The 25,793-nt window shown below is 46.5% G+C and carries 22 protein-coding genes and 2 riboswitches; of the genes, 13 read left to right on the top strand and 9 right to left on the bottom strand.

Annotation, left to right across the window (positions count from 1 at the left end):
- Positions 1-40: 40 nt before the first annotated feature.
- The 6 genes from KW93_RS02615 to KW93_RS02590 form a co-directional block, all read right to left on the bottom strand.
- Positions 41-499 carry a hypothetical protein gene (locus KW93_RS02615; RefSeq protein ID WP_033541401.1) on the bottom strand — a complete coding sequence of 153 codons (459 nt, stop codon included), beginning with the start codon at positions 497-499 and terminating at the stop codon, positions 41-43.
- Positions 460-1,716, bottom strand: coding sequence for a poly-beta-1,6-N-acetyl-D-glucosamine synthase (pgaC, locus tag KW93_RS02610; RefSeq protein WP_052131444.1), 1,257 nt, complete (start codon positions 1,714-1,716; stop codon positions 460-462). Before pgaC ends, KW93_RS02615 begins: the two co-directional genes overlap by 40 nt.
- Positions 1,717-1,958: 242 nt before the next feature.
- Positions 1,959-2,276, bottom strand: a complete 318-nt coding sequence (locus tag KW93_RS02605; RefSeq protein ID WP_235318346.1) for a spore coat protein — start codon at positions 2,274-2,276, stop codon at positions 1,959-1,961.
- 22 nt (positions 2,277-2,298) lie between these two features.
- Positions 2,299-2,502: a hypothetical protein gene (locus tag KW93_RS02600; RefSeq protein WP_033541400.1), complete on the bottom strand. Its 204-nt coding sequence runs from the start codon at positions 2,500-2,502 to the stop codon at positions 2,299-2,301.
- A 141-nt stretch (positions 2,503-2,643) separates the two neighbouring features.
- The gene (locus tag KW93_RS02595) at positions 2,644-3,417 is read right to left on the bottom strand and encodes an alpha/beta fold hydrolase (RefSeq protein WP_033541399.1); all 774 of its coding nucleotides are present in this window, start codon (positions 3,415-3,417) and stop codon (positions 2,644-2,646) included.
- Positions 3,418-3,506: 89 nt separating this feature from the next.
- Entirely contained in the window at positions 3,507-4,058 is a 552-nt protein-coding gene (locus tag KW93_RS02590; protein ID WP_033541398.1) for a TVP38/TMEM64 family protein, read from the bottom strand.
- A gap of 227 nt (positions 4,059-4,285) precedes the next feature.
- On the opposite strand from KW93_RS02590, the gene KW93_RS02585 reads away from it, so the two are divergent.
- Positions 4,286-5,527 carry a cysteine desulfurase-like protein gene (locus KW93_RS02585; RefSeq protein ID WP_033541397.1) on the top strand — a complete coding sequence of 414 codons (1,242 nt, stop codon included), beginning with the start codon at positions 4,286-4,288 and terminating at the stop codon, positions 5,525-5,527.
- Between the two features lie 45 nt (positions 5,528-5,572).
- On the opposite strand, the gene KW93_RS02580 is transcribed toward KW93_RS02585, so the two are convergent.
- Positions 5,573-6,307 (bottom strand): YqcI/YcgG family protein, encoded by a 735-nt coding sequence (locus KW93_RS02580; RefSeq protein ID WP_033541396.1) that lies wholly within the window; start codon positions 6,305-6,307, stop codon positions 5,573-5,575.
- Positions 6,308-6,495: 188 nt separating this feature from the next.
- On the opposite strand from KW93_RS02580, the gene KW93_RS02575 reads away from it, so the two are divergent.
- The gene (locus tag KW93_RS02575) at positions 6,496-6,954 is read left to right on the top strand and encodes a HEAT repeat domain-containing protein (RefSeq protein ID WP_033541395.1); all 459 of its coding nucleotides are present in this window, start codon (positions 6,496-6,498) and stop codon (positions 6,952-6,954) included.
- A gap of 42 nt (positions 6,955-6,996) precedes the next feature.
- Here the strand turns inward: KW93_RS02575 and KW93_RS02570 are convergent, their stop codons facing one another.
- Positions 6,997-7,581: a biotin transporter BioY gene (locus tag KW93_RS02570; RefSeq protein ID WP_200883315.1), complete on the bottom strand. Its 585-nt coding sequence runs from the start codon at positions 7,579-7,581 to the stop codon at positions 6,997-6,999.
- 150 nt (positions 7,582-7,731) lie between these two features.
- On the opposite strand from KW93_RS02570, the gene KW93_RS02565 reads away from it, so the two are divergent.
- Entirely contained in the window at positions 7,732-8,610 is an 879-nt protein-coding gene (locus KW93_RS02565) for an ROK family protein (protein ID WP_033541394.1), read from the top strand.
- 114 nt (positions 8,611-8,724) lie between these two features.
- The gene (locus KW93_RS02560; protein WP_033541393.1) at positions 8,725-10,341 is read left to right on the top strand and encodes a glycoside hydrolase family 13 protein; all 1,617 of its coding nucleotides are present in this window, start codon (positions 8,725-8,727) and stop codon (positions 10,339-10,341) included.
- A 49-nt stretch (positions 10,342-10,390) separates the two neighbouring features.
- On the opposite strand, the gene KW93_RS02555 is transcribed toward KW93_RS02560, so the two are convergent.
- Positions 10,391-11,671, bottom strand: a complete 1,281-nt coding sequence (locus KW93_RS02555; RefSeq protein ID WP_033541410.1) for a glucose-6-phosphate isomerase — start codon at positions 11,669-11,671, stop codon at positions 10,391-10,393.
- A 144-nt stretch (positions 11,672-11,815) separates the two neighbouring features.
- Between KW93_RS02555 and KW93_RS02550 the strand changes: the two genes are divergently transcribed.
- The 9 genes from KW93_RS02550 (at position 11,816) to KW93_RS02510 (ending at position 25,310) form a co-directional block, all read left to right on the top strand.
- The gene (locus tag KW93_RS02550) at positions 11,816-13,831 is read left to right on the top strand and encodes a penicillin-binding transpeptidase domain-containing protein (protein WP_327078707.1); all 2,016 of its coding nucleotides are present in this window, start codon (positions 11,816-11,818) and stop codon (positions 13,829-13,831) included.
- Positions 13,832-13,890: 59 nt separating this feature from the next.
- Positions 13,891-14,577 (top strand): GNAT family N-acetyltransferase, encoded by a 687-nt coding sequence (locus tag KW93_RS02545; protein ID WP_033541392.1) that lies wholly within the window; start codon positions 13,891-13,893, stop codon positions 14,575-14,577.
- 442 nt (positions 14,578-15,019) lie between these two features.
- Positions 15,020-16,492, top strand: a complete 1,473-nt coding sequence (locus KW93_RS02540) for a nicotinate phosphoribosyltransferase (protein ID WP_033541391.1) — start codon at positions 15,020-15,022, stop codon at positions 16,490-16,492.
- Between the two features lie 11 nt (positions 16,493-16,503).
- Positions 16,504-17,331 (top strand): ammonia-dependent NAD(+) synthetase, encoded by an 828-nt coding sequence (nadE, locus tag KW93_RS02535; RefSeq protein WP_033541390.1) that lies wholly within the window; start codon positions 16,504-16,506, stop codon positions 17,329-17,331.
- A gap of 162 nt (positions 17,332-17,493) precedes the next feature.
- Positions 17,494-18,444: an AAA family ATPase gene (locus tag KW93_RS02530; protein WP_152602410.1), complete on the top strand. Its 951-nt coding sequence runs from the start codon at positions 17,494-17,496 to the stop codon at positions 18,442-18,444.
- Complete coding sequence (locus tag KW93_RS02525; protein WP_033541388.1) at positions 18,441-19,655, top strand: DUF58 domain-containing protein; 1,215 nt, start codon at positions 18,441-18,443, stop codon at positions 19,653-19,655. Before KW93_RS02530 ends, KW93_RS02525 begins: the two co-directional genes overlap by 4 nt.
- Positions 19,652-21,844: a transglutaminase TgpA family protein gene (locus tag KW93_RS02520; RefSeq protein WP_033541387.1), complete on the top strand. Its 2,193-nt coding sequence runs from the start codon at positions 19,652-19,654 to the stop codon at positions 21,842-21,844. The genes KW93_RS02525 and KW93_RS02520 overlap by 4 nt, the downstream gene beginning before the upstream one ends.
- 32 nt (positions 21,845-21,876) lie before the next feature.
- Positions 21,877-21,978, top strand: a riboswitch (purine riboswitch).
- A 128-nt stretch (positions 21,979-22,106) separates the two neighbouring features.
- A complete protein-coding gene (gene guaA / locus KW93_RS02515; protein WP_033541408.1) occupies positions 22,107-23,645 on the top strand; it encodes a glutamine-hydrolyzing GMP synthase in 1,539 nt (512 codons plus the stop codon).
- 91 nt (positions 23,646-23,736) lie between these two features.
- Positions 23,737-23,838, top strand: a riboswitch (purine riboswitch).
- 134 nt (positions 23,839-23,972) lie between these two features.
- Positions 23,973-25,310: an NCS2 family permease gene (locus KW93_RS02510; protein WP_033541386.1), complete on the top strand. Its 1,338-nt coding sequence runs from the start codon at positions 23,973-23,975 to the stop codon at positions 25,308-25,310.
- The last annotated feature ends 483 nt before the right edge of the window (positions 25,311-25,793 follow it).

Genomic DNA, 25,793 nt, shown 5'->3' with positions numbered 1-25,793 from the left:
GTTCGATTCCTGCACTCGTCTTCTTTTTTTGTCCCCAACTTCACATTTCCTTTTCTCTCTTTAACGAAATGATCGGGTTTTTTTCGAAAACGATATAATCCCGCTGCTGGAGCTTGCGGATTTCTTCCAAATCCATCAATCCAAGCTCCGACAATTCTTCCAATGTAACGGACGCCGGATAAATCCGGCGTTTTTTATTGCCAAATCGTTTTTGATTGTATACCCGATTGATTCTCAGAGTGAAATAGAAGATAAAAAATAAGATGATACCGATTAGAAGCAAAAGTTTTGCATCACGGCTCGTCGTATTGAATGTCGCATGCAATAACCGCGACAAACCATTATCAATGCCTAAAAGAGATGCTGCAAAATAATAAATGACGAGAAATGTATAGACCCAGAAAGTTAGCGTCAGTATTACATCGAAAACAAAGCGTACACGCGAACTATTGCCTGCAATTATGAATTCTTCTTGAGTCCGCGGTCGGGACTTTGCCATACTGCGTAACCTCCTTTGATACGTGATGAAATTGATCGTGGAACTGCTGCCATGACGACGGCCGTATTGACCATCCAGTACACTGCAGGATACCAGGCAGCCCAAAAATAGAATTTCAATACGCGGTTATAGCGAGAATCGATGGTTAATGCGACCAGCAGCTGAATCATGCTGATCAATACGAGTGAAAACGAGGTGATGGTGAACCAAATCAACAACTCTTGTACGCGATCAGCAGTGACAATAAGCCATAAAGTGACAAACAGCCAGCAGAAAGCCCAAATGATGCTGATCCATTGCTCCAGATAAATAGCCCAGATGCGGCGCTGTTTCCAGCTGAAGAGGACGCGCCAATGCCGCAATACCACTTCCTGGCCGCCCTGCGCCCAGCGGACCCGCTGCTTCCAGATGCCGCTCAGCGTTTCCGGCACCAGCATCCAGCATATAGCGCGGGGTTCGTAGCGGACATCCCAGAAACGTTTCTGAAGTTTCCAGCTCACAGCTATATCTTCCGTAATCATATCGCGGTCCCATAACCCGACATCGACCAATGCTTTTTTTCGGAATGCCACGACAACACCGGAAACGGTCATCACTTTGCCCAATAATCGTTGGGTCCGTTTAATTGCGCCGATTATCGAGGCATATTCCACCAATTGCATTCTGCTCAACAATGAGTTCCGGTTGCGGATTGCCGGGTTGCCGGTGACAGCACCGACCCGCTCGCCGTTGATGAAAAAATGCCGAATAAGGTGGTAAGGCGCGTCATCTGCCAATAATGCATCAGAATCGACACATAGTAAATATTCTGACCTGGCGGCAAACAACGCAACCTGCAACGCATTGGCTTTTCCACGATTTTGCAATAATTGGATTACACGCACATTATCGTATTCTCCAACGAGTCTTTCGAGAATTTCCGGAGTGCGGTCACGTGAACCGTCATTGACCAAAATAATTTCCTTCTTTGGGTAGGATAGACCGGTCAAATTCCTGACTGTTTCTTCCACGGTATCCTCTTCGTTATAACAAGGAACCAGGATACTGATCATAGGCCAATCAAATCCATCAATATCCAAATGTACTTTCCTGGGTTCTTTCGTACGCAAAAAAAGGATTGACCCGGCCATCCAAAAAATCGCCATAAAAAATGGATACCAAAATACAAAAGCCGTAATCCAACCGAAAGGACCGGTGAAAAAAGCCAGGAATTCCATAGAATAGCCTCCAGTAATCGCATAGTTTCTTTATAATACAATAAATGTATATGTAATGGGATAAAGTTATTATAAATATAATTGGTTATTTATTGAATTTTTAACGGTCATTCCTGAAATAATCCAAATGCTCCTGCAGAAGCTGAAATTGACAAAATTTCAGTTGAATCTCCTGGCATAACAAACCCGCCAGCAATCAGCAGATTACGGGCGGGATACTTTTTCAATGCAGTAGTCAGGATCTATTTTTTCGCCATCTTCAAAGCCATATCGGCTTTTTTCAAGTCATGCTCCACCTGTTCATCAATATCATAAGCATGATACATCTCATTCTTAATCATATACTGGGCAATTTTGTCGTGAGTGTCTATTGCAATATCAAGTTCACGGCGCAGTACCTTCTTGACAGATGGGGTCGCTGTTTCAGTAATAGCAACGGCCAAATTGCGTACTGCCGCTTTCGCGGTCACGAGAAAATCAGTTGCGATTACAAGATCATCCACTACCGCCATTTCATCCTGAGTATTTTCTTTTTTTGTTCCTTTTTCTTTTTTAGCCATGAAATCATCTCCTCCAGTAAAATTAATTAGTGGAATCTTTTAGGATCTTGCGTAAATCTTTAATGGCTTGCGTCGATGCTTCGAGATCTTCTTCCAGGATTTTCTTCAGCTTTTCATCTTTAACAAGATCGACAAACATTTTGCTTTTCGCTACACATGCGGTCTTGAAAATAAGGATTTCATGAACTTCAAGCTTTTCGTGCATGGCGAGTTCTTTTGTGGCCATGGGCTGATTCCTCCTTTGAAAAATTAGTAGTCAACAACAATATCCCTTTACCCGAAGTCAATGGAATATAATCCCATCAAAGAATTTTATTGAAATAAAAAAGGAGCAGCTGAATAGCAGACGATCCATTCTGCAGAGGCATTATTTTAAAAACTTCTCCACGACACCAAGAAACAGGCGGTCCTGCTCAACATTCGGCGCATGGCCGGAATCCTGAAATTCCATATAATCGGCATCCGAAATCAGAACAGCCGTCTCCCGTCCTTTTTCAGGCGGATTCAATCCGTCGTATTTTCCGCTGATGACCAGTGTTTCAGCCGTTATCCGCTTCAGGTCGTTCCTGAAATCAAAATTTCTTAATGCTGCAGAAGCGGCGGCCTGCTGGCCAGCGCTCAGCATCCGGCTGTTTCTTGCAATCTGTTTTTGCCAGATGTTGACGGCCTCCTGATTATGGAATATCAGTTTTGAAGAAACGGCCAATTTTTCGGTAATGCTCATTCCTTTCAGCTGATCTTCATAGCGGTCAAACATTTCGGCCATCGACGATTGGTCTCCGTATGATTTTGTGGCTGCAAGAATCAGCTTTTCAACGCGTCCGGGCTGGCGGATGGCAACGCCTTGCGCAATATAACTCCCCATCGAGATGCCAAGAATATTGACAGTGTCGAGTTCCAGGTGATCAAGCAGAGCGATTGTGTCCCCAATATGATCATCCAGTGTGAATTCCGGCGGGCGATCCGATTCCCCGTGCCCGCGGAAATCGAGCGCGATCATCCTAAATTTGTCTTTGAAATAGCCGATTTCCCTGTAAAACATCTGGTGATTGCTGCTCAGCCCATGCAACAGCAGCAAAGGCTTTCCTTCACCGGCATCTTCGTAAAATAAGCGTACTCCTTCATTGTAAAAAAATGGCATAGACACTCTCCTTTGCAAAAACCTTTGTAAACTCCTATACCCATTTCCGATGATAATAAAAAAACCCGCCGGAATAGGCGGGGGAAAATTCACTGTTGCACAGACCGAAATTTATTGTATCGGTCGATTACCAGAAACAATGCAATCAGCACAAACAGGAAGGTAAGTGTCAAATACCACGGGAATTCGGTGATCGATTGACCGAAAGCCGTGTAGACAACGGCGGGCAGCGTCAGGCCAATCGCGGAATAGTACATATACTCTTTAAAGCTTTTCGTCATATCCATCAAATAAAAACAAAGCAGCTGAAAATGGACGAAAGGCATTATGCGCAGCAGCATCACCTGGCCAACACTGAGTGTTCTGTCGGGAAAGATCCGGTCTTTTAAATTTGTCATTTTGAGATAGAACCGGGGCAGGCGCTTCAGCAGAAAATACGTGATGGCGCTCATCAGCAATAGACCGGCAAAGGATAAAATAGCACCTTGAACAAATCCGAAAACAACACCGCCTGCCACACATACGGCAATAACAGGCAGGAAAACGAATGGCCTGATTAAATGGAGAAGTAAAAAGAAGAAAGGGGCCATCCAACCGGCATTTTCAATAAAAACTTCAACCGATTTGTCAAATTGGTCCATAACGGCCTCCCATAAAGTATGAAATGATATCAATAAAGAAGGATAAGGCATGACCCTTATTCTGGCAAGTTTTTTGACCGGTGATGGCTCCAGTTTTTTACGATGAAAAGGTAAAGCAAAGAACATTTTGATAAACTATGGGTAGAGACGGTTCTATTGGCTGTTGCTTACTGGAATGGGCAAGGGATTTTCTCGGGATAAAAGGGGACAGTAAAACACAAAGGGAGATGTTAAACGTGAAACCGACAGAAACCGTTTTTCCGATTGAACAGGTACGGGCGCAGTTTCCGGCGCTTGACCGCAGGTATAAAGAAAGGCCAGCCGCTTATTTTGACGGGCCGGGCGGTTCACAGGTGGTGCTGCAGGCAATCACCGCAATTTCAGGTTATATGCAAAGAGGCGGGGCGAATCTCCACGGAACATTTCCTTCAAGCTGGGAAACGGAGCAGGTGATTTCGGAAGCCCGGGAAGCGGTTGCCGATTTCCTCAATGTGCAGCCGAACGAAGTTGCTTTTGGCGCCAACATGACCACGCTGACCATCGCAATCGCCAATGCCTTAGGCCGCCAGTTCAAGGCGGGTGACGAAATCGTCGTAACGGAAATGGATCACCGTGCAAACGTCGATCCATGGCTGATGATGGCGGAAGACCGCGGGTTGACGGTGCGCTGGATTCCAGTCGATAAAGAAAAGCTCACACTGGATATGAGTGCTATTGACTCACTTATCAATGATAGAACAAAAGTGGTGGCGCTCGGCATGGCGTCGAACGCCATCGGCACAATCGTTGATCTGGCACCGGCTGTCAAACGCGCGCGGGAAGTCGGTGCACTTGTGGCAGCCGATGCAGTTCATGCGGCCCCTCATATACCAATCGACCGGGATGCATTGGACATCGACATTCTGTTGTGTTCCGTATATAAGTTTTTCGGTCCGCATATCGGGATTGCCGCCATCCGGGAGGGCGTTTTCGAAAAGCTGGAGCCGTATAAACTGACCACTTCGCCGTCTTATTACCCGAATAAACTTGAAACAGGCACACAGAATCATGAAGGCATCGCGGGCATCCGTCCGGCCATCGAATTTTTCGCTTCATTCGGCGAAGGGCAGACGCGCCGTGACAGAATCCTTTCAGGCTTTCATATGATAGAAGAATATGAAAACAGCCTGGCCCTGCGTCTGCGGAGCGGCCTTGCTGAAATCGATAAAGTAACGTTGTGGCAGGCGGCAGATGACGTGGCGAAAACACCGACCATCGCGTTTCAGGTTGAAGGTTATGAGCCGTCGGAAGTGTGCGTGTTTCTCGCGGAAGAATACAGCATTTTCACGGCTGCCGGCCATTTTTATGCGTCGACACTCGGCGACGTGCTGGATGTCAATAAAACCGGTGGCTGGGTACGAGCGGGGCTTGCACCATATAACACCGAAGAAGAAGTCGACCGTTTCATCACTGCCATCGCATCTTTATAGCCGTATTCGAAAAAGGCTTCGCGCATGCGGAGCCTTTTTAGTTATTTATTCCATTGCTTTATGTGAGAATGGGCATTTACCTTCGATCGGCTCACTGTCGTCCCCGATGAAAAATTGTTTCCATTCATTGTGCTCCGGATCACCGAAATGGCTGATGTCGGGATGAGTTGGCAGCTGATCCCAGGCTTCCACACGCTGACGCACTTTCTCCCGCGACATGATGCCGCCTTTCTCTGTTCCGGTCAAACCTTCGAAAATGCGCCGCGGCTGAAAGCCGAGCACCATCGCATTGCCAAGATCCCGTGTTTTGCGCTGTTTATAAGCCGGGGAGTTGCCGAACACAAAAATCGGTTCGCCTTTGAAAACGAAATCCCATAAATAATGATCGGGATCTTTCGGTTTGTCAGCCGGCCATTCCGTATCGTCCATATTGTGCAGGTATTGCAGAAGCGCCCAGAATTCATCTCGGTATTGCTCCAGACTGCCTTCTTTTTCAAACGGTTCCACGAAAACGAACAGTCCGTGCCGCTTATGTTTCGGTTCGGTGAACAAGGACAAGAACTCTTCCACTGCAACCGGCAGAGACGACCAGTCGTCGCGGCTTATGTATGCGTATCTCAATTCGCCTTTCAGCTGTCCGCTCATTCCGAAATAACACGGGAATGTCTTGTCGGTGACAGTATTATGAAATGTTTTATATTCATTCTGCAGCCATTCCGGCAAATCGCTGCGCGTTTCAAAATCTTCTTTCGTTAATAAAGCCTTATATGCTGTATGCATTTATTCTCCTCCGATACGTTTTCAATCCCTTTCTTTTATTTCCTATATCAGGAAAAACTAAACTTAATGCCGGCAGTAGGAATAAAGTGAAAAAAGGCGGAAAAAATGGTACACTCTTAGAAGCGATGTAATTTCGAACAGGAAATACAGAACTCCATTTTCCGCAAAGGAAAGTGACCAAAAGGAGAATGACTTTGACACACCATCAATATAAAGAAGAAACGCCGCCGAATTACGACGAACTAAAAAAAGCCGCCAACCGCATGGCCAATTGGAAAGAACGATTGGCAGCTGTTGAAGAACTTGGCAACTGGAAAACGGAACAGACGATCAGCATCCTCATGAACCGCATGAAAAACGATCCGGTTTATCAGGTGCAGGAAGCGGCATATGACGCGCTGCAGAATTTCGGCGAAGAAGTTGAAATGCCGGAACGAAATGAACATGAACTGATCAAAGATGCCAACAAAGTGCTTGTGCGCATCAAAAAAAGTTTGCCTGCTGACCACAGCTACGAAGAGTTCAAAGAGAAACTGCAGAAAATGCGCAGCGACATTTACGATACGTATAAGGGTGACAAAGGTGAAGGATTTGAAGACTGGCTCCATGAGCAATGGAAAGCGGCACCTGTCAGAACAAAACGATAAAAATACCGGTGCGGGAATTTTCCTGTACCGGTATTTTTATTATCACATATATTTGCCGATAATCGGTACCAGCCTAAAGCCGAAAAGTCCGGCAAGCACTGAGAGGATCAAATCTTTCGGCAGCGGAGGCACCATCCAGGCCCAGGCTATCGCATAGGTAAAACCTTCCGGAGCGGCGAACCAAAATTTATAAGCCACATACATCCAGTTTGTGCCGAAGAAATAATTGATGGCGAGCCCGGCAAGAGCTGCACCGATATAACCTTTGCGTGTCGGAAATTTTTCGGCGATCAATCCGACGACGAATGCGAGTAAGATGAATGAAAGAATAAAGCCGAATGTTGGGGAAATGATTGTGTCCATTCCGCCTGAAAATTTAGCAAAGACGGGCACTCCCGCCAAGCCGATAAAAGCATAGACCAGCATCGAAGCGGCGCCCAGCCTGCTGCCGAGCAGGATGCCGGCCAGGATGGCGAAGAAAGTCTGAAGCGTGATCGGCACTCCACCGATGATCAAAAAGGAAGTCAGGTTGGCGCCGATTGCCATCAATGCCGAAAACATGGCGATATGCACCAGTTTTAATGTGCGGGAATGATTGCCGGATCTGATTTTTGAGTATGTGGTCATAAGGAACCTCCTGTTTATAAACTATTCAAAGTATAATAAACCACTGGAAATGAGTCAACTTATTTTTGGTTTAAGTTAACACAAAACAGGTGGGTATTCTCCAGTGAATAAAGTATGATGGAAACAGACAGCCAACAGTGGAGGGATAGTATGAAAAACGTATTGGGCATCGATATCGGCGGCACAAAAATCCGCTTTGCCGTCATTGGTGCAGATGGCACATTCATTTATGATGAAAAAATTTCAACGAAATTTCCGCTTTATCCATATCTGGAAAATCAGATCCTGTCGATTCTCCAGCAGTTTCCGGACATTGATTCCATCGGCATCGGCACCCACGGTTTTGTGGATCCTGTAAAAGGAAGCATCATTTTTTCCACGGACGCATTGCCGGGGTGGACCGGCACTGAACTGAAACAGCAATTGGAGAGAGCCACCGGCAAACTTGTGGAAGTTGAAAATGATGCCAATTGCGCCGCACTTGCAGAAGCGAAGTTTGGAGCAGCGAAAGGTTTGGGCCGAGTCGTCTGTCTGACACTCGGGACAGGTCTCGGCGGCGGCATCGTATGGGACGGCAAGTTGCTGAGCGGCGGACCGCACGGAGGAGCGGCGGAACTTGGGCACATGACCCTTTATCCTGGCGGCGCTCTTTGCGCCTGCGGGCGAAAAGGATGCAACGAACAATACGTGTCGGGCACGGGACTTCGCCGGATTATACATGAGGCGGGATTGGCTGTTGAACCGGAACAGCTGTTTGAAATGGCTCAGCATGACGAGCAGGCGACAAAGCTGGTCGATGTGTTTACGCGGGATCTGGCGATTGTCATCAGTTCCCTGCAGGCCGTTTTCGATATGGATGCGGTAGTGATCGGGGGCGGCGTCTGCGAATCGGCGGATCTTTGGATGCCGAATCTGCACCGCCATCTTGCAGAACTGCTGTTAAATCCGGTGGAGGTTAAAATCGCTGAATTCGGCAATGAAGCCGGAGTGCTCGGGGCAGCTTTGCTGGTTCAGGAAAATAACGCCTGAGCATGAAAACTGCAAAAAACCCGGTTTTATTGGTGATGTAATCGGCGACAAACTGCTTTGAAGCGTATACAATAGCCATAACAAATTTTCTATGAGATTCGAGAGGAATTAAACATGAATAAAAAATGGTGGAAAGAAGCAGTTGCCTATCAGGTGTATCCGAGAAGTTTTATGGACTCGAATGGAGACGGCATCGGTGATATAAATGGCGTAACAGCCAAACTGGATTATTTAAAGGAACTGGGAATCGATGTCATCTGGCTCTGTCCAATGTACAAATCACCCAATGACGATAATGGCTACGATATCAGCGATTATCAGGACATCATGGACGAACTTGGAACAATGGCGGATTTTGACCGCCTGCTTAAGAAAGTGCACGAGTTGGGCATGAAACTGATCATTGATCTGGTCATTAACCATACAAGTGATGAGCATCCATGGTTTGTTGAATCCCGTTCATCACTCGATAACCCAAAACGCGACTGGTACGTCTGGCGCGACAAACCGACGAACTGGCAAAGTATTTTCGGTGGACCAGCCTGGGAATACGATGAAAAGACAGGACAGTATTATCTCCATATCTTTTCGAAAAAACAGCCGGATTTGAATTGGGAAAACCCTGAAGTCCGAAAAGCGCTGTACGGCATGGTCAATTGGTGGCTCGATAAAGGCGTGGACGGATTCCGTGTGGATGCCATCAGCCACATCAAGAAAGATTTCACGGACCTGCCGATTGAAGAAGGAAAGCCTTATGTGCCGGCATGGGAGAAAATGATGAATGTTGACGGCATTCAGCCGCTGCTCGAGGAATTGCGGGATGAGACGTTCGCAAAATATGATATCATGACGGTCGGTGAAGCAAACGGGGTCTCTGCTGAGGACATTGAAGAATGGATCAGTGAAGAAAATGGCAAATTCAATATGGTTTTCCAATTCGAAGACATGGGCTTATGGAATACGGAAGAGAAAAAAGGCGTCAAGGTATCGGATCTGAAAAGGGTGCTGACGCGCTGGCAAACGGCAGTGGAAGGCATCGGCTGGAATGCGCTGTTCATTGAAAACCATGACAAGCCCCGCGCCGTTTCAACTCTCGGCAATGACGGCATTTATTGGCGCGAAAGCGCGACGTCGATGGCTTGTATGTACTTTTTCATGCAGGGCACACCTTTCATCTACCAGGGACAGGAAATCGGCATGACCAATGCACCGTTTGAAAAAATCGAACAATACGATGACGTCCAGACCCATAATCTTTATTTCTATAATCTTGCTGAAGGCATGGAACATGACGCGGTCATGACGCTGATCAAAGCGACGAGCCGCGACCATTCCCGCACACCAATGCAATGGGACAGCAGCCCTCATGCCGGATTTTCATCCAGCGAGCCTTGGATTTACACAAATCCGAATTACGAATGGCTGAATGTCGAGGCGCAAAAAAATAATCCCCATTCTATTTTATCGTTCTATAAACAGATGATTGCGCTCCGCAAAAATATGGAAGTGCTTGTCTACGGCAAATATGAACTGGTGGAACTTGGTTTCGAAGATGTATACGCCTATAAGCGTGAAGATGCAAATTCAAAAGTATTGATCGTTTCCAACCTCGGACCTCAGCGCTACCGCTGGAATGAACCGGAGAACACCGGTGTGCTGATGTCCAACTATGAATTGATCGATCCAGCAGAACTTCGTCCGTACGAAGCGAGAGTGTATAAGATTAAATAAAGAACCAATCAAAAAGGCAGACCCATTTTTTAGGGGTCTGCCTTTTTACTTAGTATCCCGGCTTCTTCAGCAGTTTAAAGATATTATTTTTATAATCCTCAACGCCAGGCTGGTCGAATGGGTTGATATCGAGCAGATACGCACTGTAGGCGCAGGAGATCATATAGAAGTAAAACAGGTGCCCGAGATGGAATTCATCCACCCTTTCAAACGTCAGGCTTAACTGCGGCACTCCGCCTTCCAAATGGGCAGCTGAAGTTCCTTTATATGCAATATGATTGAATTCCTGCAAAGTGATGCCAGCCAGGTAATTAAGTTCATCGCCATCATTTTCCGCTTCAAAAACCGTCAGATCTTCGCGGCTTTCCTTGATCAGCAGGAAGCTTTCGAATAAATTGCGGGTACCATCCTGAATATACTGCCCCATCGAATGCAGGTCCGTTGTGAATGAAACGGAAGCAGGGAAGATTCCTTTGCCTTCCTTGCCTTCGCTTTCACCGAATAACTGCTTCCACCACTCCTGGATGAAAGTCAGCTTCGGTTCGAACACTGCCATAACTTCTGTTGTGTAGCCTTCTGTATAAAGATGGTGGCGCGCTGCCGCATAACGGATTGCCGGGTTGGTTTCGGGATCGAACTCACGATAGGCCTTTTCCGCATCTTTCGCTCCTGCCATCAATTGTTCAATCGAAAATCCTGCGGCGGCAATCGGCAATAAACCGACAGCGGTGAAGACCGAGTAACGCCCGCCCACATCTTCAGGCACCACAAAGCGTCCGTAACCATTTTCGACGGCCAGATTCACCAATGCCCCTTTTTCGGCATCCGTTGTTACGATGATCCTTTCAGCCGCCTCTTCACCGTAACGGGCTTCCATGTATTTTTTCAGGAAGCGGAAAGCGAGGGCCGGTTCTGTCGTTTTGCCTGATTTCGAAATGACATTGACCATTACTTCCTTACCGTCCAGATAGGCAAGCAGCTGTTTCAAATATTCTCCACTGACCTGATGGCCGGCAAACAGCACTTCTGTATTAGCGGCACCTTTGCCGAAATAAGGGGAAAGTGCAGTCAACGCGGCTTTTGCACCAAGGTAGGAGCCACCGATTCCGATGACAACCAGCACGTCAGCTTTTTTCTGGATGGTGGCCGCAGTCTGCTGTATGTGCTCCAGGAATTCCGGCTGCATATTGCCTGGCCAATCAAGCCAGCCCAGAAATTCGGAGCCGCGCCCTTCTTTATTGTATAAATTGGTGTGGATCTCCTGTAACGCTGTTTTCTTTTCGGATGTGAGGACCGTTTCGAAAGACCCTGAATAAGTAAGCTCGATCATGCAAAAACTCCCTTTCCGTTTTCTCTCAAGTTTACCATATTTAAAAAATGCATACCGGATTGTCCCTCAATTTCGCCCATGGTTATAAGTTTAATGAAAACCTAAAATCTGGTAGGATAAAAAACAAGAAAGTGAGGTAAAAAAATGATGAAAAGATTTATGAGCGGAATTTCTTTATTGGCGGCATTGCTGTTTCTTTCAGGCTGTCAGGAGGCAACGACGCCTGAAGACCGGTTGGCTGATTACATAGCTCTCTGGAATGACCTCGAATTTGAAGAAATGTACCAGCAATACGTGAATGAAGGAACAAAATCTGTTTTTGGAACCGATGAATATGTCGACCGTCAGCTTAAGCTGCACGAAGACCTTGGAATTGAAAATTTGGAAGTGACGTTTACCGGTGCCGCAGAAGACACCGAATGGGAAGAGGAGCAGCCCGCTGATTTTCCGGTGCAGGTAAAGATGGATACACTGGCAGGCCCGGTGGAATTTGAGCAGACGATGACACTTTTGTATGAAGAACAGGAAGAGGAAGGGAATTGGTATGTAGAGTGGACCCCTGCTTTTATTTTCCCGCAGCTGGAAGCTGGAGATCCGGTGCGCATCAGCAGGCAGGCAGCGGCGAGAGGGGAATTATATGACCGCAACGATCAGCCGGTCGCAGTGAATGGCACCGGCAGATCGATCGGTGTGGTGCCGGAGAAATTTTCAGAGGAAGGTGCAAAAGAACGATTGGCGGAGCTGCTTGGCATGTCTGTTGAAGAAATTGACCGTCAGCTGAACCAGGGCTGGGTCCAGAATAACCTCAGCCAGTTCGTGCCTCTCAGCAAAACTTCGAATGACAACGAAGAGCTGCTCGCGCAGGTATTGGAGATTCCAGGCACCATGCACCAGGAAACTTCAATGCGTGAATATCCTTACGGCGAAGCGCTGTCCCATTTGATCGGCTTTATTGGTCCGGTAACAGCTGAGCAACTGGCGGATTTAAAGGAGCAGGGCTATACGGAAAATGACCTGATTGGCCGGCAGGGAATGGAGCGTCACCTGGAAAACCGGCTGCGCGGTGAAGATGGCATGCGCATCTATATTGAAAAAGCGCAGGAGCAGATTACCGTAGCCGAAAAGCCGGCTGTTGACGGCGAAAAAATTCAATTGACAATCGATGCCGAATTGCAGCAAATCGCCTATGAGTCGATGAATGGAGAGGCGGGCACAGCGGCAGCAGTCGATCCGGAAACAGGAGAAACCCTGGTGCTGCTGAGTTCACCAGGCTTTAACCCCAGCGAATTCATGCTGGGGATGAGCGGCGAACGCTACGAGGCATTGAAAGCTGATCCACTGCTGCCTCTATACAACCGCTTTGCCCAAAGCTATGCACCAGGGTCCACGCTTAAACCGGTGACTGCGGCAATCGGCATGGAGGTTGGAACTCTCGACCCTGCAGAAGGGCTGACGATCAACGGCAAAACCTGGCAGAAAGAGGAATGGGGCGGCTACCGTGTAACGCGGGTGCATGAAGAAGCGCCCAACCCGATTGATCTGAATAAGGCGCTTGTGTATTCGGATAATATCTATTTCGCCATGCAGTCATTGGAAATGGGCCGAAGCGCCTTAGTGGAAGGGCTTGAAAATTTCGGGTTCGGAGAAGAGATTCCTTTTCCGCTGACGCTTCAGGCTTCCCAAATTTCGAATGACGGCACCATCGCTTCAGATGGCCAACAGGCGGATACGTCATTTGGCCAAGGGGAGATGCTGGCGAATATCCTTCATCTCGCCTCTACTTATCAGCCATTTTTGACGGATGGGGTCATGTACCAGCCGACACTGCTGCTGGAGGAAGAAGATGCGCAAATCTGGAAAGACGGATTGCTTTCTGCTGAAAACGCGGCAATTATCCGGCAGAGCCTGCGCAACGTCGTAACAGAGGGCTTTGCCCAGGAAGCCAATCTCGAAAATATTCCATTGGCCGGCAAGACCGGGACAGCTGAATTGAAGGCAGCCGGGGAAGAAACCGGGCAGGACAACGGTTTCTTCGTCGCATACGATTCCGAAAATCCGGAATTCATCATGGCGATGATGATTGAAGATGTTGGAGACAATAACGGCAGCGGCTATGTTGCCGGCATGATAGGAAAGACTTTTGAACAATATTACGAATAAACCAAAGAATCGCCGTTGTTTTTATTGCAATAAAAGATGGCATTAAAGGAGAGATGAAATTGTATTATAAAGAGCAATTTGTTTTCAAAGGTAATGAAGTTATAAAAGCGGTTGTCCGGAATTACCGGAAAGAAGACTTTGAAGGGATGATCGATATTCAAAGAGAATGTTTTCCGCCGCCTTTCCCGGAGGAGCTTTTATGGAACGAACAGCAATTGTCCAACCATCTTGAATATTATCCGGAAGGCGCGCTATGCGTTGAAATCGATGGGGAACTGGTGGGTTCGCTCACTGGACTGCTGGTGAATTTCGATTATGGGGATCTGGAGCATACATGGGAAGAAGTGACAGACCGCGGTTATATTACAACGCATGAACCGGATGGCAACAGCTTTTATATCGTGGATATCGGCGTAAAGCCAGCATTCCACAAAATGGAACTCGGGAAGCTGCTGCAGCAGGCGGCATTTGAACGTGTTGTCGAAGACCGCCTGGAACGGGTTATCGGCGGAGGACGGATGCCGGGCTTTGCACGCTACTCTGATGAAATGACGGCCGAGCAATATGCAGAAAAAGTAGTAAAAGGTGAATTGAAAGATCCGGTCATCACTTTTCTGCTGCGGAGCGGCCGGACGCCAGTAGCCGTTGTGGCGGATTATCTGGAAGATGAAGATTCAGGCAATAATGCGTTATTGATGGAATGGAAAAATCCTTTTATCCAGCATGCAAAGAATCAGAAATTCTAGAGGAATTGGAAAAGGGACGCTCCCGGAGAAATACCGGGGCGCCCCTTTGTTGGTTTAAGGTAACATTTATATAGCTTGATTCAATTTTTCAACCCTTCAAAAAGGGGAATCATTTCCGTTGAAAGTATTTGCTTTCAGTGCCGCGGTCAGTGTTCCACTGGGTGCTTTCTAACTTAAGCAACGTAAACCCTGCCTTCTTTTACGTCCTTGCGATCCTTAAATCGCTCCAGTGTGAATAAGTATTCTCAAAAACATTAATGTAGAATGCCAGATTATCAAATATACCAGTTACCTATGTGTTAACTGATTTATTATCGCACAACTCATGTATTTTTGTCAAATTAATGCCTTGTATTAGATGAAAAAGCTTTGTATCGTTTTTGGAACGGATCTATTAGGGTATAATTAGTTGAACTTACGAAAAGCGGAAGAAGGAGATTTTATGCAAACTGTAAACTACGCGGATGACAGCCTGGCCCTGCATACCGACCTATATCAGATCAATATGGTGGAATCCTACTGGGCTGACGGCATGCACGAACGCAAAGCAGTGTTCGAACTGTTCTTCAGAAAATTGCCTTTCGGAAACGGCTACGCCATTTTTGCCGGTTTGGAGCGGGTGCTCGACTATCTCAGAAATTTCAGATTCTCGGATGCAGATCTCGCCTATTTAAGAGACGAAGTCGGCTATAAAGAAGATTTTCTGGAATATTTAAAAACGATAAAATTCACAGGCGATGTCTATTCCGTAGTGGAGGGGGAACTGGTGTTTCAAAATGAACCGCTGATCCGGATCGAAGGGACGCTTGCGGAAGCTCAATTGATAGAAACAGCGCTGCTGAATATCGTCAATTACCAGACCTTGATTGCCACAAAAGCCAGCCGCATCAAACAGATTGTCAAAGAAGACCGGGTCATGGAGTTCGGCACACGGCGGGCGCAGGAAATGGATGCGGCCATTTGGGGGACGCGCGCTGCATTTATCGGCGGACTGGAAGCGACAAGCAATGTCCGCGCCGGGAAATTATTCGGCATACCGGTTGCCGGCACACATGCCCATTCAATGGTCCAGGCCTATAAAGATGAATACGAAGCTTTCCATTCCTACGCGAAGCGCCATAAAGACTGCGTCTTCCTGGTTGATACATACGATACGTTGAAATCAGGTCTTCCGATCGCCATTCAAGTGGCGAAAGAACTTGGAGATAAAATCAATTTCCAGGGCATTCGACTGGACAGTGGGGACATCGCGTTCCTGTCGAAGGAAGCACGTAAAATGCTGGATGAAGCCGGCTTTCCGGAAACACAGATTGTCGTATCGAATGACCTGGATGAATACACCATTTTGAACTTAAAAGCGCAAGGGGCAAGGGTGGATTCGTGGGGTATCGGGACGAAGCTGATTACCGCCTACGACCAGCCGGCGCTGGGAGCAGTCTACAAAATCGTGGCAATTGAAAATGAACATGGACAGATGGAAGATACCATAAAAATATCGGGCAATGCGGAGAAGGTTACGACACCGGGCCTGAAAAAAGTTTACCGTATCATAGACAGGGAAAATGGAAAATCAGAAGGGGATTACGTCACGATGTATGATGAAACCCCTGAAACAGAGGAACGCTTGAAGATGTTCCATCCGGTCCATACGTATGTTTCAAAATTCATCACCAATTTCGAAGCGGTAAATATCCATACGCAGGTGGTGGAAAAGGGGACTATAACGTATGAATCGCCGTCCGTCCAGGAAATCCAGGATTATGCGAAAAAGAGTCTTGATCTGCTTTGGGATGAATACAAGCGTTCGCTGAATCCTGAAGAGTATCCGGTCGACCTTAGCCAGAAATGCTGGGACAATAAAATGCGCAATATCCAGGAAGTTCGGGATACCATTCAAAGTTTCTCAAAAAGATAGGAGGAATTTTCATGTCAGAACTGCAGCATCAAATTATTGAAGAAATGAAAGTACAGCCGGAAATCGATCCGCGTGAAGAAGTTGAAAGGACCATCACGTTCCTGAAAGAATATATGAAGAAACACGATTTTCTGAAAAGTTTCGTTCTTGGAATTTCTGGGGGGCAGGATTCAACATTAGCTGGGAAACTTGCTCAAATGGCTGTCGATCAATTGAATGAGGAAACAGGAAGCGAAAAATATAGTTTCTACGCTGTGAGACTGCCGTACGGCGAACAATTCGATGAGGACGACGCACAGGATGCACTGGATTTCATCAATCCGTCCAAGACATATACGATCAATATTAAAGAAGCGGTCGACGCCAGTGAACGGGCATTGGACCAGGTCGGCATCTACCTGACCGATTTTGCCAAAGGCAATGAAAAGGCAAGGGAGCGGATGAAAGTCCAGTATTCCGTTGCAGCCATGCATAATGGTGTAGTGCTTGGAACGGATCATGCAGCAGAAGCGATTACCGGTTTTTACACCAAATTCGGGGATGGTGCAGCGGATCTTACCCCGCTTTTCCGACTCAACAAGAGACAGGGCAAAGCGATGCTGAAGGAACTGGGGTGCCCGGAGCATCTGTATACCAAAGTTCCGACGGCGGATCTCGAAGAAGATAAACCTGCCGTACCGGACGAAGTGGCTCTTGGTATTACCTATGAAATGATTGATGATTATCTCGAAGGCAAAAGAATACCGGAAGAAGCACAACGGATTTTGGAAGGCCATTATTTGAGGACGCGTCATAAGCGTTCATTGCCTATAACGATTTTCGATGATTTCTGGAAATAATTATAAAAACTGAAAAGTCCTCCAAATGGGGGGCTTTTCTTTGTGCTTTTTTACCTGTCGCACCTTACTGCAGAGTTGAGTTATTACCCAATATTCGTTATGCTAATGAGTAAGAATGTGACAATTCGAAATATTATTTGTCACCCGATGGGGGAAATGATGATGAATCCAAAAGAACAGTTAAACAAAGTTATTGATAATATTGAAAAAGTGATTATTGGCAAACGTGATATTGCCGAATTGAGCATAGTGGCAATGCTGTCCCATGGACATGTTTTGCTGGAAGATGTTCCCGGTGTCGGCAAAACGATGCTGGTGCGGGCGCTCGCAAAATCGGTCGGTGCGGATTTTAAACGCATCCAGTTTACACCGGACCTGCTGCCTTCGGACGTAATCGGTGTTTCCATCTATAACCCGAAAGATATGGAATTCAACTTCCGTCCCGGCCCGATTATGGGCAATATCGTACTGGCGGATGAGATAAACCGTACTTCCCCGAAAACCCAATCCTCATTACTGGAAGCCATGGAAGAAGCTTCTGTCACAATTGACGGTGTCACGATGCAAATTCCCAAGCCGTTTTTTGTTATGGCGACACAGAATCCAATCGAATATGAAGGAACCTATCCATTGCCTGAGGCCCAATTGGACCGTTTTCTGCTGAAAATCAAAATGGGCTATCCTTCAATGAAGGAAGAAATGGAAGTATTAAGCCGTTCTCAGCTTTCCATGCCGATCGAAGATTTGCAGTCCGTCATTTCCCTTGAAGAATTGCTTGAATTGCAGCGGCAGGCGAAAAACGTTAATGTTGATGACACGATCCGCAGCTATATTGTCGAACTTGCCCGCCAGACCCGGAATGATTCGTATGTTTACTTAGGAGTAAGCCCGCGTGGTTCCATTGCTTTAATGAAATCGGCACAGGCCTATGCTTTATTGAAAGGACGGGATTTTGTCACACCGGATGATGTGCAGCATCTGGCGAAGTTCGTGTTCGGACACCGCATCATGCTTCGTTCCGAAGCACGGTATGACGGCATTTCGGCTGAAGAAATTACGGACCGCATTTTGACGAAGACGAAAGTTCCTGTTCAAAGGCTAGTCGGCCAATGAAAAGGATTAAAAAAGCCCTGTCATCATGGGGCAGAATAATTTTTGTGGTCTTCATTTTGCTTCTTACATTTTCATTCGCGATGTTCCAGGGAGGATTTGTCAGCTGGTTCATCTTTTACATGGCGCTTCCTTTTGTCCTGTATTCTCTGCTGCTGAACTTTTATTCGCTGAAGAATATTGAAATGAAGCGGGAAATCCATACCACCCAGATTCGGAAAGGACAAAAGTTTTCAGCGACCGTCCATTTTAATCGCACATCTTCTTTTCCTCTTCTGTACACAGTTCTTACCGAAAAAACGAATTCCATTGCGCTGCGCAAACGAAATCCGGAAGATAATCGGACGCTGTTCATGCCCGGTTTCAAAAAATCCCATACGTGGCATTATGAAATCGGGGATATGCCGAGGGGCGAGCATGTCCTTGAAGGAATTGAACTCGAAATCGCTGATTTTTTTGGCTGGACAAAAAAGACGAAACTGTTTCCGCTCAGACAGACCATTCTCGTATACCCGAACACGGTCGATATTCCTTACCGTGCTCTTGAATCCAGTTATGACCAGGGCGCTATGGCTGCGCCGCATACATTAGTCAAGGATACAACCATGGCAACCGGAATCCGGGATTACCAGCCGGGCGACCGCGTTTCCTGGATACACTGGAAATCATTCGCCCGCACTCAAACGCTGCGGACAAAGGAATTTGAAGACAGGCAATCGGAGGACCTGTTTCTCCTTGATGACAGAAAACCGTCCGATAAATTCGAAATGCAGGTGGAACTGACTGCTTCATTGCTTCAATCAATAGTGAGGGGAAATTCGAGTGTCGCTTACCTTTCGATAGGGAATACTGCCGATTCGTTTCCGGTCATCCATTCTGAAAGCCATTTGCAACATATCATGTATCATCTGACAAAAGTACTGTCCGACCTTGATCGGCCGGTCGAAGAAGCGGCAGGCCGCGAACTTCAGCAAATCCGTGCCACGACATTGATTTACATAACCACTAAACTGACGGTGGAGATGGTTGAAGCAATTCGGCGGAATGTGAAAAACCTCAATATTTGCATGTGCCTTGTTCTGACGAATAAAGGCGAGAAGCTGGCGAAGGCGGATGAAGCCGCCATCCAGTTCGCGGGATCCAAAGGTTTTATCGTGAAACTTGTTACACCGGAGAATTTTACTTCAGTCTTCACGGAGGTGAGCCGCAAATGAAATCCATCCGAAAAAATAAAGCGTTTATGGCGATTTTGTATGTTCTCGTCTTCCTTTTATTGGCAGAATGGCTTACTCCCGTCATCACTTTAACTGATACGGGCCACAAAAATCTGTTTCTGCTATTTATTGGCATCAGCCTGATTATGGCTTTTCTCCAGATTCACTGGTCCATATCCGCCGGAGTAAAAGTTTTTTTTATACTCTGGTTCCTGATTCACGTCTACACCGATTCAGCTGTTTTTTCATTTGAAGCTTTAGGTTATATCCTGTTCGATCTGCAAATAAATATTGAAGCATTATTTGCCCAGGATTGGGCGCAAACGACGGATATATTCAGGACAGTGCTGTTTTTCAGCTTATTATGGATGGCTGTTTACCTCATTCATTACTGGGTCGGTTTCCGCCTGAGCATTTTCCTGTTCTATATTTTGACCGTCGTTTTCATCGCCGTTCTCGATACATTCAGTCCCTATAATGGCGATACAGCAATCATCCGCATCATGGTGGTCGGTTTGATGCTGGCCGGGCTGCTGCATTTGGCAAGGTGGCTCGAGGGCCACCGCATCAATGAAACGCTTGATCGGCTGGCGGGTTTCATCATCCCGTTATTCATAATGGTGGCTGCCTCAACGGCGCTTGCACTTTATTTGCCGAAAGCAGGCCCGATCTGGCCCGATCCCGTCCCTTACCTCACCTCTTTTTCGGGAGAAGGCGGACCGGGTCCGGCTGCGGTCGGTCGCATCGGTTATGGAGTGGACGATTCGGAACTCGGAGGGTCGTTCATCGGTGATGACACACCCGCATTCCGTGCAGAAGTCGAAGATGGCCAGTACTGGAAAGTTGAAACAAAGGATATCTACACCACAAAAGGCTGGGAGCTGAGTGAACCTGTGGCCGACCCGGTTCTTTACAGCAACGGCGATATTATAGAAACCGAATTCATTCCTGGTTCAGAGGAAGAATCACTCACAGCTGTCCTCGAAATGGAACAGGATTTTCCGTTTGTTCTTTATCCATATGGGGTGGAATCGATTCAGACGAACGGTGAAATCAGGTACAGCTATTCGGCAAATGACCAGAAAATTGAACCGTTATTGAGCGGCGCACCTTATGAACCGGATAATGTAGAAATTCAATTCAATGAACCATCTTACAGTTTGACCGGCCTCCGGGAAACGACCGTAGACAAACTGGCGGAATTGCCGCCGGAATTTGACCGTTATAAACAGCTGCCGGAAGAACTGCCGCAGCGGGTCAGAGATCTGGCTGCAGAAATCACCCAAAATTCGGAGACGGTCTACGACAAAGCGCAGGCAATTGAAAATTATTTTGAACGCAATGGATTTGAATACAGTCTGACGAATATTCCTGTGCCGGCAGAAGATCAGGATTACGTTGACCAGTTTTTATTTGAAACAAAACGGGGCTATTGCGACAACTTCTCCACTTCCATGGTCGTCCTGCTGCGCAGCCTGGATATTCCGGCGCGCTGGGTCAAAGGTTTTAACGAAGGTGTTCAGATCGACGCCGAAACCGGCAGTGACAGCGACATCTACCAGGTCACCAATAATAATGCCCATTCATGGGTGGAGGCATATATGCCGGGAGTCGGTTGGATGCTGTTTGAGCCGACCATCGGATTCACCGGTGCTTCGCAGATAGACTTTGACCTTGATGTTGAAACGCCCGATTCGGAAGAGCAGGAATTGCCTGAGCGTCCGGAGCGTCCGGAGATTGAAGAACAGGATGAAGCTGCAGCTGCAGCTGCAGTTGATAATGGGCCGAACTTCTGGGACCGGACAGGTGATTTTATTTCAGCCAATAAAGGATTGTTATTCCTTGCTGCCGCCGCTTTCCTGCTTCTGGCCCTAGCTTTGTTCCTCAAGCGCCAAAAATGGATGCCGAAAATCTTGGTTCCTTATTACCGCAGAAAAAACGGGAAGCAGACTTTTGAAAAAGCCTACCTTCGCTTATTGAAGCAGTTGGATCTTTACGGCATCAAACGTCAGGATGGCCAGACATTAATGTCCTATGCCAGATATATCGATTCCTTCTTCGGGACGAGAGAAATGACGCGGCTGACTGCATCTTATGAACAGTCTGTATACGGAGGCCAGCCGGAAACGGTCGACTGGCATGAATTGAAGGAAAGTTGGGAAAACTTAATCAATCGCACAAGCAGTTGATTTTGCCCGGGCTAGCTTGTACAATTGAGAAAATTATAAAGTACAGGTGCCCTCATATATGTCCGGTGATATGGATCGGATGTCTCTACCAAGTCTCCGGAAATGACTTGACTATGAAGGTGGATGCCACATGCTTATTTTTGCATGGGGTTTCGCCTTTTTGATGTAGAGCAAAAGAACGCGAGGAGCTTTTTCGCGTTCTTTTATTATTTGTGCCACCTGAAATCGATCAGAAGAGGTGAAGGTTTTGCCAGTCAGTCCAATGTTAAAAGAGCAAAGTAAAATCGTCGTTTTAGATTTCGGCAGTCAGTACAACCAGTTGATCACGCGCCGCATCCGTGAACTTGGTGTCTACAGTGAACTGCATCCACATACAGTCACAGCCGAAGAAATAAAAGAAATGAATGCGACAGGAATCATTTTCTCTGGAGGACCTAATTCGGTCTACGATGAAAATGCCTTTTCAGTCGATGATGCAATATTTGAAATGGGTCTTCCGATTCTGGGAATCTGTTACGGTATGCAATTGATGGCACTCCATTTGAAAGGTGACGTCAAAAAATCACTGAATCGTGAATACGGCAAAGCTGAACTGAAACTGGTAAAAGACAGCAAATTGTTTTCGGGAATGCCTGAAGAGCAAATTGTATGGATGAGCCACGGAGATCTGGTGACGGAAGCACCTCCAGGATTTGATGTCATCGGTACAAGCGCTGGGTGTCCAATCGCTTCAATGGCCGATGAGACGAGAGGCTTCTACGGCGTCCAGTTCCACCCTGAAGTTCGCCATACTATTTATGGAACGGAATTGCTGCGCGAGTTCGTTTTTGGAATCTGCGGAATGAAAGCGGAGTGGTCAATGGAAAATTACATCGATCTTGAAATCGAAAGGATCCGTGAAGAAGTCGGGGACAAAAAAGTTCTTTGCGCTTTGAGTGGGGGAGTCGACTCATCCGTTGTAGCGGTCTTGATCCATAAAGCGATTGGCGATCAATTGACCTGTATGTTTGTTGACCATGGCCTGCTTCGTAAAGGAGAAGCGGAAAGTGTCATGAAGACATTCGCTGACGGCTTCCATATGAACGTCATCAAAATCGACGCACGCGAACGTTTCATGAAAAAACTTGAAGGCGTCACGGATCCCGAAACAAAACGTAAAATCATCGGTAACGAATTCATCTATGTTTTTGACGATGAAGCATCAAAACTTGAAGGCATGGACTTCCTTGCTCAAGGAACTTTGTATACAGACATCATTGAAAGCGGTACAACAACTGCGCAGACGATTAAATCACATCACAACGTCGGCGGGTTGCCTGAAGATATGCAGTTCAAATTGATTGAACCACTCAATACTTTATTCAAAGACGAAGTCCGTGTGCTCGGCGCTGAACTTGGTATGCCGGATGAAATCGTCTGGCGTCAGCCATTCCCGGGCCCGGGTCTTGGCATCCGTATTATGGGTGCTGTTACAGAAGAGAAACTGGAAATCGTCCGTGAATCTGACTGGATTCTGCGCGAAGAGATCAGTAAAGCTGGCCTGGACCGCGACATCTGGCAATATTTCACGGTGCTGCCGGATATCCGCAGCGTCGGTGTCATGGGGGATGCCCGCACATATGATTACGCAATTGGCATCCGCGCCGTTACTTCGATCGATGGAATGACTTCAGACTGGGCTCGGATTCCGTGGGATGTTCTGGAGAAGATCAGTGTGAGGCTTGTCAATGAAGTGAATCACATCAACCGCGTACTGTACGATATAACGAGTAAACCACCGGCAACCATCGAATGGGAATAGAAATTGGGCCAATTTACGAACTTAAGTTGAGTTTTGTTCTGAAATGTTCGTGATTTATCTTGTTTCATTTTCACTCATGTGTTATTCTACAATAGAAATTAAATAACGCTGTCGTATAATGTCGGGGATATGGCCCGAAAGTTTCTACCGAGTTACCGTAAATGACTCGACTACGATTTAAGATTCAGCCGCATCTTTGAAGGGGCTTGAACTATTTCTGGAATAGTCTTTCCAGAAATATTAAATCGAAGAACGCATACGGCATTCAGCTGTATGCGTTCTTTTGTTTTAATCGCATTCGCGGCAGCACGCGGAGGAAATAAAAAAATGAAGAAGTATTTTCAGTTTGAAGAGCTAGGAACAAATTACCGCAGGGAATTTATCGGGGGCTTAACCACCTTTTTGGCAATGGCTTATATTCTCGTGGTGAATCCATTGACGCTGACATTGGCGTCTGTGCCTGATCTTCCGGATTCCATGCGCATGGATTACGGCGCAGTCTTTATGGCTACAGCATTGGCTGCGGCACTTGGTTCAATTTTAATGGGAGTTCTCGCCAAATATCCGATAGCACTTGCACCGGGCATGGGATTAAACGCATTTTTCGCCTATACAGTTATTCTGACATACGGAATTCCGTGGCAAACAGCATTGACCGGCGTACTTTTTTCAGGTCTCATCTTCATTATTCTTACAATGACTGGCTTGCGTGAAACAATTATAAATGCGATTCCAGCCGAATTAAAATATGCAGTCGGAGCGGGTATCGGTCTTTATATCACTTTTATCGGATTGCAGAATGCTGAAATTATTGTAGGCAATCCCGATACGATGGTTGGAATTGGAGATTTATCAAACCCATCCACATTGCTTGCAATTTTCGGTTTAGTGGTTACTGTAATTTTCATGGTCCGTGGATTTAAAGGCGGCATCTTCTTCGGTATTCTGATTGCAGCTGTAGTCGGAATGATCTTCGGAATCGTCAATTTGCCGAGTGCGGTCATTGATTTGAATGTTCCGGATATGGGTCCGACGTTCGGTGTTGCGCTGGAACCGATCTTCAATGATTTCGGTTCATTGATGAATATTCAATTTCTCATAGTCGTTTTAACTTTCTTGTTTGTGGACTTCTTCGATACAGCAGGCACACTTGTAGCCGTTGCCAACCAGGCCGGTCTGATGAAAGACAACAAACTTCCAAGAGCGGGCAAAGCTCTTTTGGCAGATTCAATTGCAACAGTCGGTGGTGCGATTTTCGGGACATCAACGACTACTTCCTATATAGAGTCAACTTCCGGAGTTGCAGCTGGCGCAAGGTCAGGATTCGCTTCAGTTGTTACAGGTGTCCTGTTCCTGGTGGCGATTCTGTTCTACCCTCTGCTGGAGGTAATTACAAGTGCGGTGACAGCGCCGGCATTAATTATTGTTGGTGTGCTTATGGTATCGGCGCTTGGATTGATTGACTGGAACCGTTTCGAGATTGCGGTCCCGGCTTTCCTTACAATCATCGCTATGCCTTTGGGTTACAGCATTGCAACCGGTATTGCCATCGGATTCATCTTCTATCCGATTACAATGATCACAGCCGGAAAAGCAAAACAGGTTCATCCGATCATGTATGGGCTGTTTGTGGTATTCGTTTTGTATTTCATTTTTCTTGCATAGAAGCATACAATAAAAAAATCCGCCGTAATTTTGGTGGATTTTTTCTTTGGCTATATTTATATAGAAGAAAGTCAAAATTTCTGGCTGATGATGATCGTGAGGAACGGCTCAAGGGGTTCTTGAAAAACCAATATTGAACTGAACTGGTGAAATTGAATTCACCCGGAAGTTAAGTGGGAGGTTTTAATATGAATAACGGAGGATGAAGCATGTGATGCAGCAGGCGGAACGGCACAGTTTAAATACAAGTATTTTAAATTCCGTCTCATCTTTGGATGTAAAGGAGATTATTCCTTTCAAACTTGTAACCCTTTTGTAATTTCCTTGACTGAAAATTCTGTTATAATAAATTTAGTGACACCCTATAAAAACTTTCACATTCTTGTTGACATCTTATTTGTCAGCTGGTATATTAATAAAGTCGCCAATGAGCGCGGCGTTAAAACTTTAACCTGAACCTTGAAAACTGAACAGCAAAACGTC

The sequence above is a fragment of the Planococcus sp. CAU13 genome, from assembly GCF_000775575.1.
Lineage (GTDB): Bacteria > Bacillota > Bacilli > Bacillales_A > Planococcaceae > Planococcus.
The sequence above is the reverse complement of the archived record's forward strand: the minus strand, read 5'-3'. Positions and strand labels throughout refer to the sequence as shown.

Excerpts from the sequence above, each read along its gene's own strand:
- KW93_RS02550 (WP_327078707.1), top strand. The coding sequence starts at position 11,816 with ATGATGAAAAGATTTATGAGCGGAATTTCTTTATTGGCGGCATTGCTG.
- KW93_RS02605 (WP_235318346.1), bottom strand. The coding sequence starts at position 2,276 with ATGGCTAAAAAAGAAAAAGGAACAAAAAAAGAAAATACTCAGGATGAA.
- KW93_RS02525 (WP_033541388.1), top strand. The coding sequence starts at position 18,441 with ATGAAAAGGATTAAAAAAGCCCTGTCATCATGGGGCAGAATAATTTTT.
- KW93_RS02560 (WP_033541393.1), top strand. The coding sequence starts at position 8,725 with ATGAATAAAAAATGGTGGAAAGAAGCAGTTGCCTATCAGGTGTATCCG.
- KW93_RS02615 (WP_033541401.1), bottom strand. The coding sequence starts at position 499 with ATGGCAAAGTCCCGACCGCGGACTCAAGAAGAATTCATAATTGCAGGC.
- KW93_RS02585 (WP_033541397.1), top strand. The coding sequence starts at position 4,286 with ATGTTAAACGTGAAACCGACAGAAACCGTTTTTCCGATTGAACAGGTA.
- KW93_RS02600 (WP_033541400.1), bottom strand. The coding sequence starts at position 2,502 with ATGGCCACAAAAGAACTCGCCATGCACGAAAAGCTTGAAGTTCATGAA.
- KW93_RS02510 (WP_033541386.1), top strand. The coding sequence starts at position 23,973 with ATGAAGAAGTATTTTCAGTTTGAAGAGCTAGGAACAAATTACCGCAGG.
- nadE (WP_033541390.1), top strand. The coding sequence starts at position 16,504 with ATGTCAGAACTGCAGCATCAAATTATTGAAGAAATGAAAGTACAGCCG.
- KW93_RS02570 (WP_200883315.1), bottom strand. The coding sequence starts at position 7,581 with ATGACCACATACTCAAAAATCAGATCCGGCAATCATTCCCGCACATTA.
- KW93_RS02580 (WP_033541396.1), bottom strand. The coding sequence starts at position 6,307 with ATGCATACAGCATATAAGGCTTTATTAACGAAAGAAGATTTTGAAACG.
- pgaC (WP_052131444.1), bottom strand. The coding sequence starts at position 1,716 with ATGGAATTCCTGGCTTTTTTCACCGGTCCTTTCGGTTGGATTACGGCT.
- guaA (WP_033541408.1), top strand. The coding sequence starts at position 22,107 with ATGTTAAAAGAGCAAAGTAAAATCGTCGTTTTAGATTTCGGCAGTCAG.
- KW93_RS02555 (WP_033541410.1), bottom strand. The coding sequence starts at position 11,671 with ATGATCGAGCTTACTTATTCAGGGTCTTTCGAAACGGTCCTCACATCC.
- KW93_RS02520 (WP_033541387.1), top strand. The coding sequence starts at position 19,652 with ATGAAATCCATCCGAAAAAATAAAGCGTTTATGGCGATTTTGTATGTT.
- KW93_RS02540 (WP_033541391.1), top strand. The coding sequence starts at position 15,020 with ATGCAAACTGTAAACTACGCGGATGACAGCCTGGCCCTGCATACCGAC.
- KW93_RS02575 (WP_033541395.1), top strand. The coding sequence starts at position 6,496 with ATGACTTTGACACACCATCAATATAAAGAAGAAACGCCGCCGAATTAC.
- KW93_RS02595 (WP_033541399.1), bottom strand. The coding sequence starts at position 3,417 with ATGCCATTTTTTTACAATGAAGGAGTACGCTTATTTTACGAAGATGCC.
- KW93_RS02530 (WP_152602410.1), top strand. The coding sequence starts at position 17,494 with ATGAATCCAAAAGAACAGTTAAACAAAGTTATTGATAATATTGAAAAA.
- KW93_RS02565 (WP_033541394.1), top strand. The coding sequence starts at position 7,732 with ATGAAAAACGTATTGGGCATCGATATCGGCGGCACAAAAATCCGCTTT.
- KW93_RS02590 (WP_033541398.1), bottom strand. The coding sequence starts at position 4,058 with ATGGACCAATTTGACAAATCGGTTGAAGTTTTTATTGAAAATGCCGGT.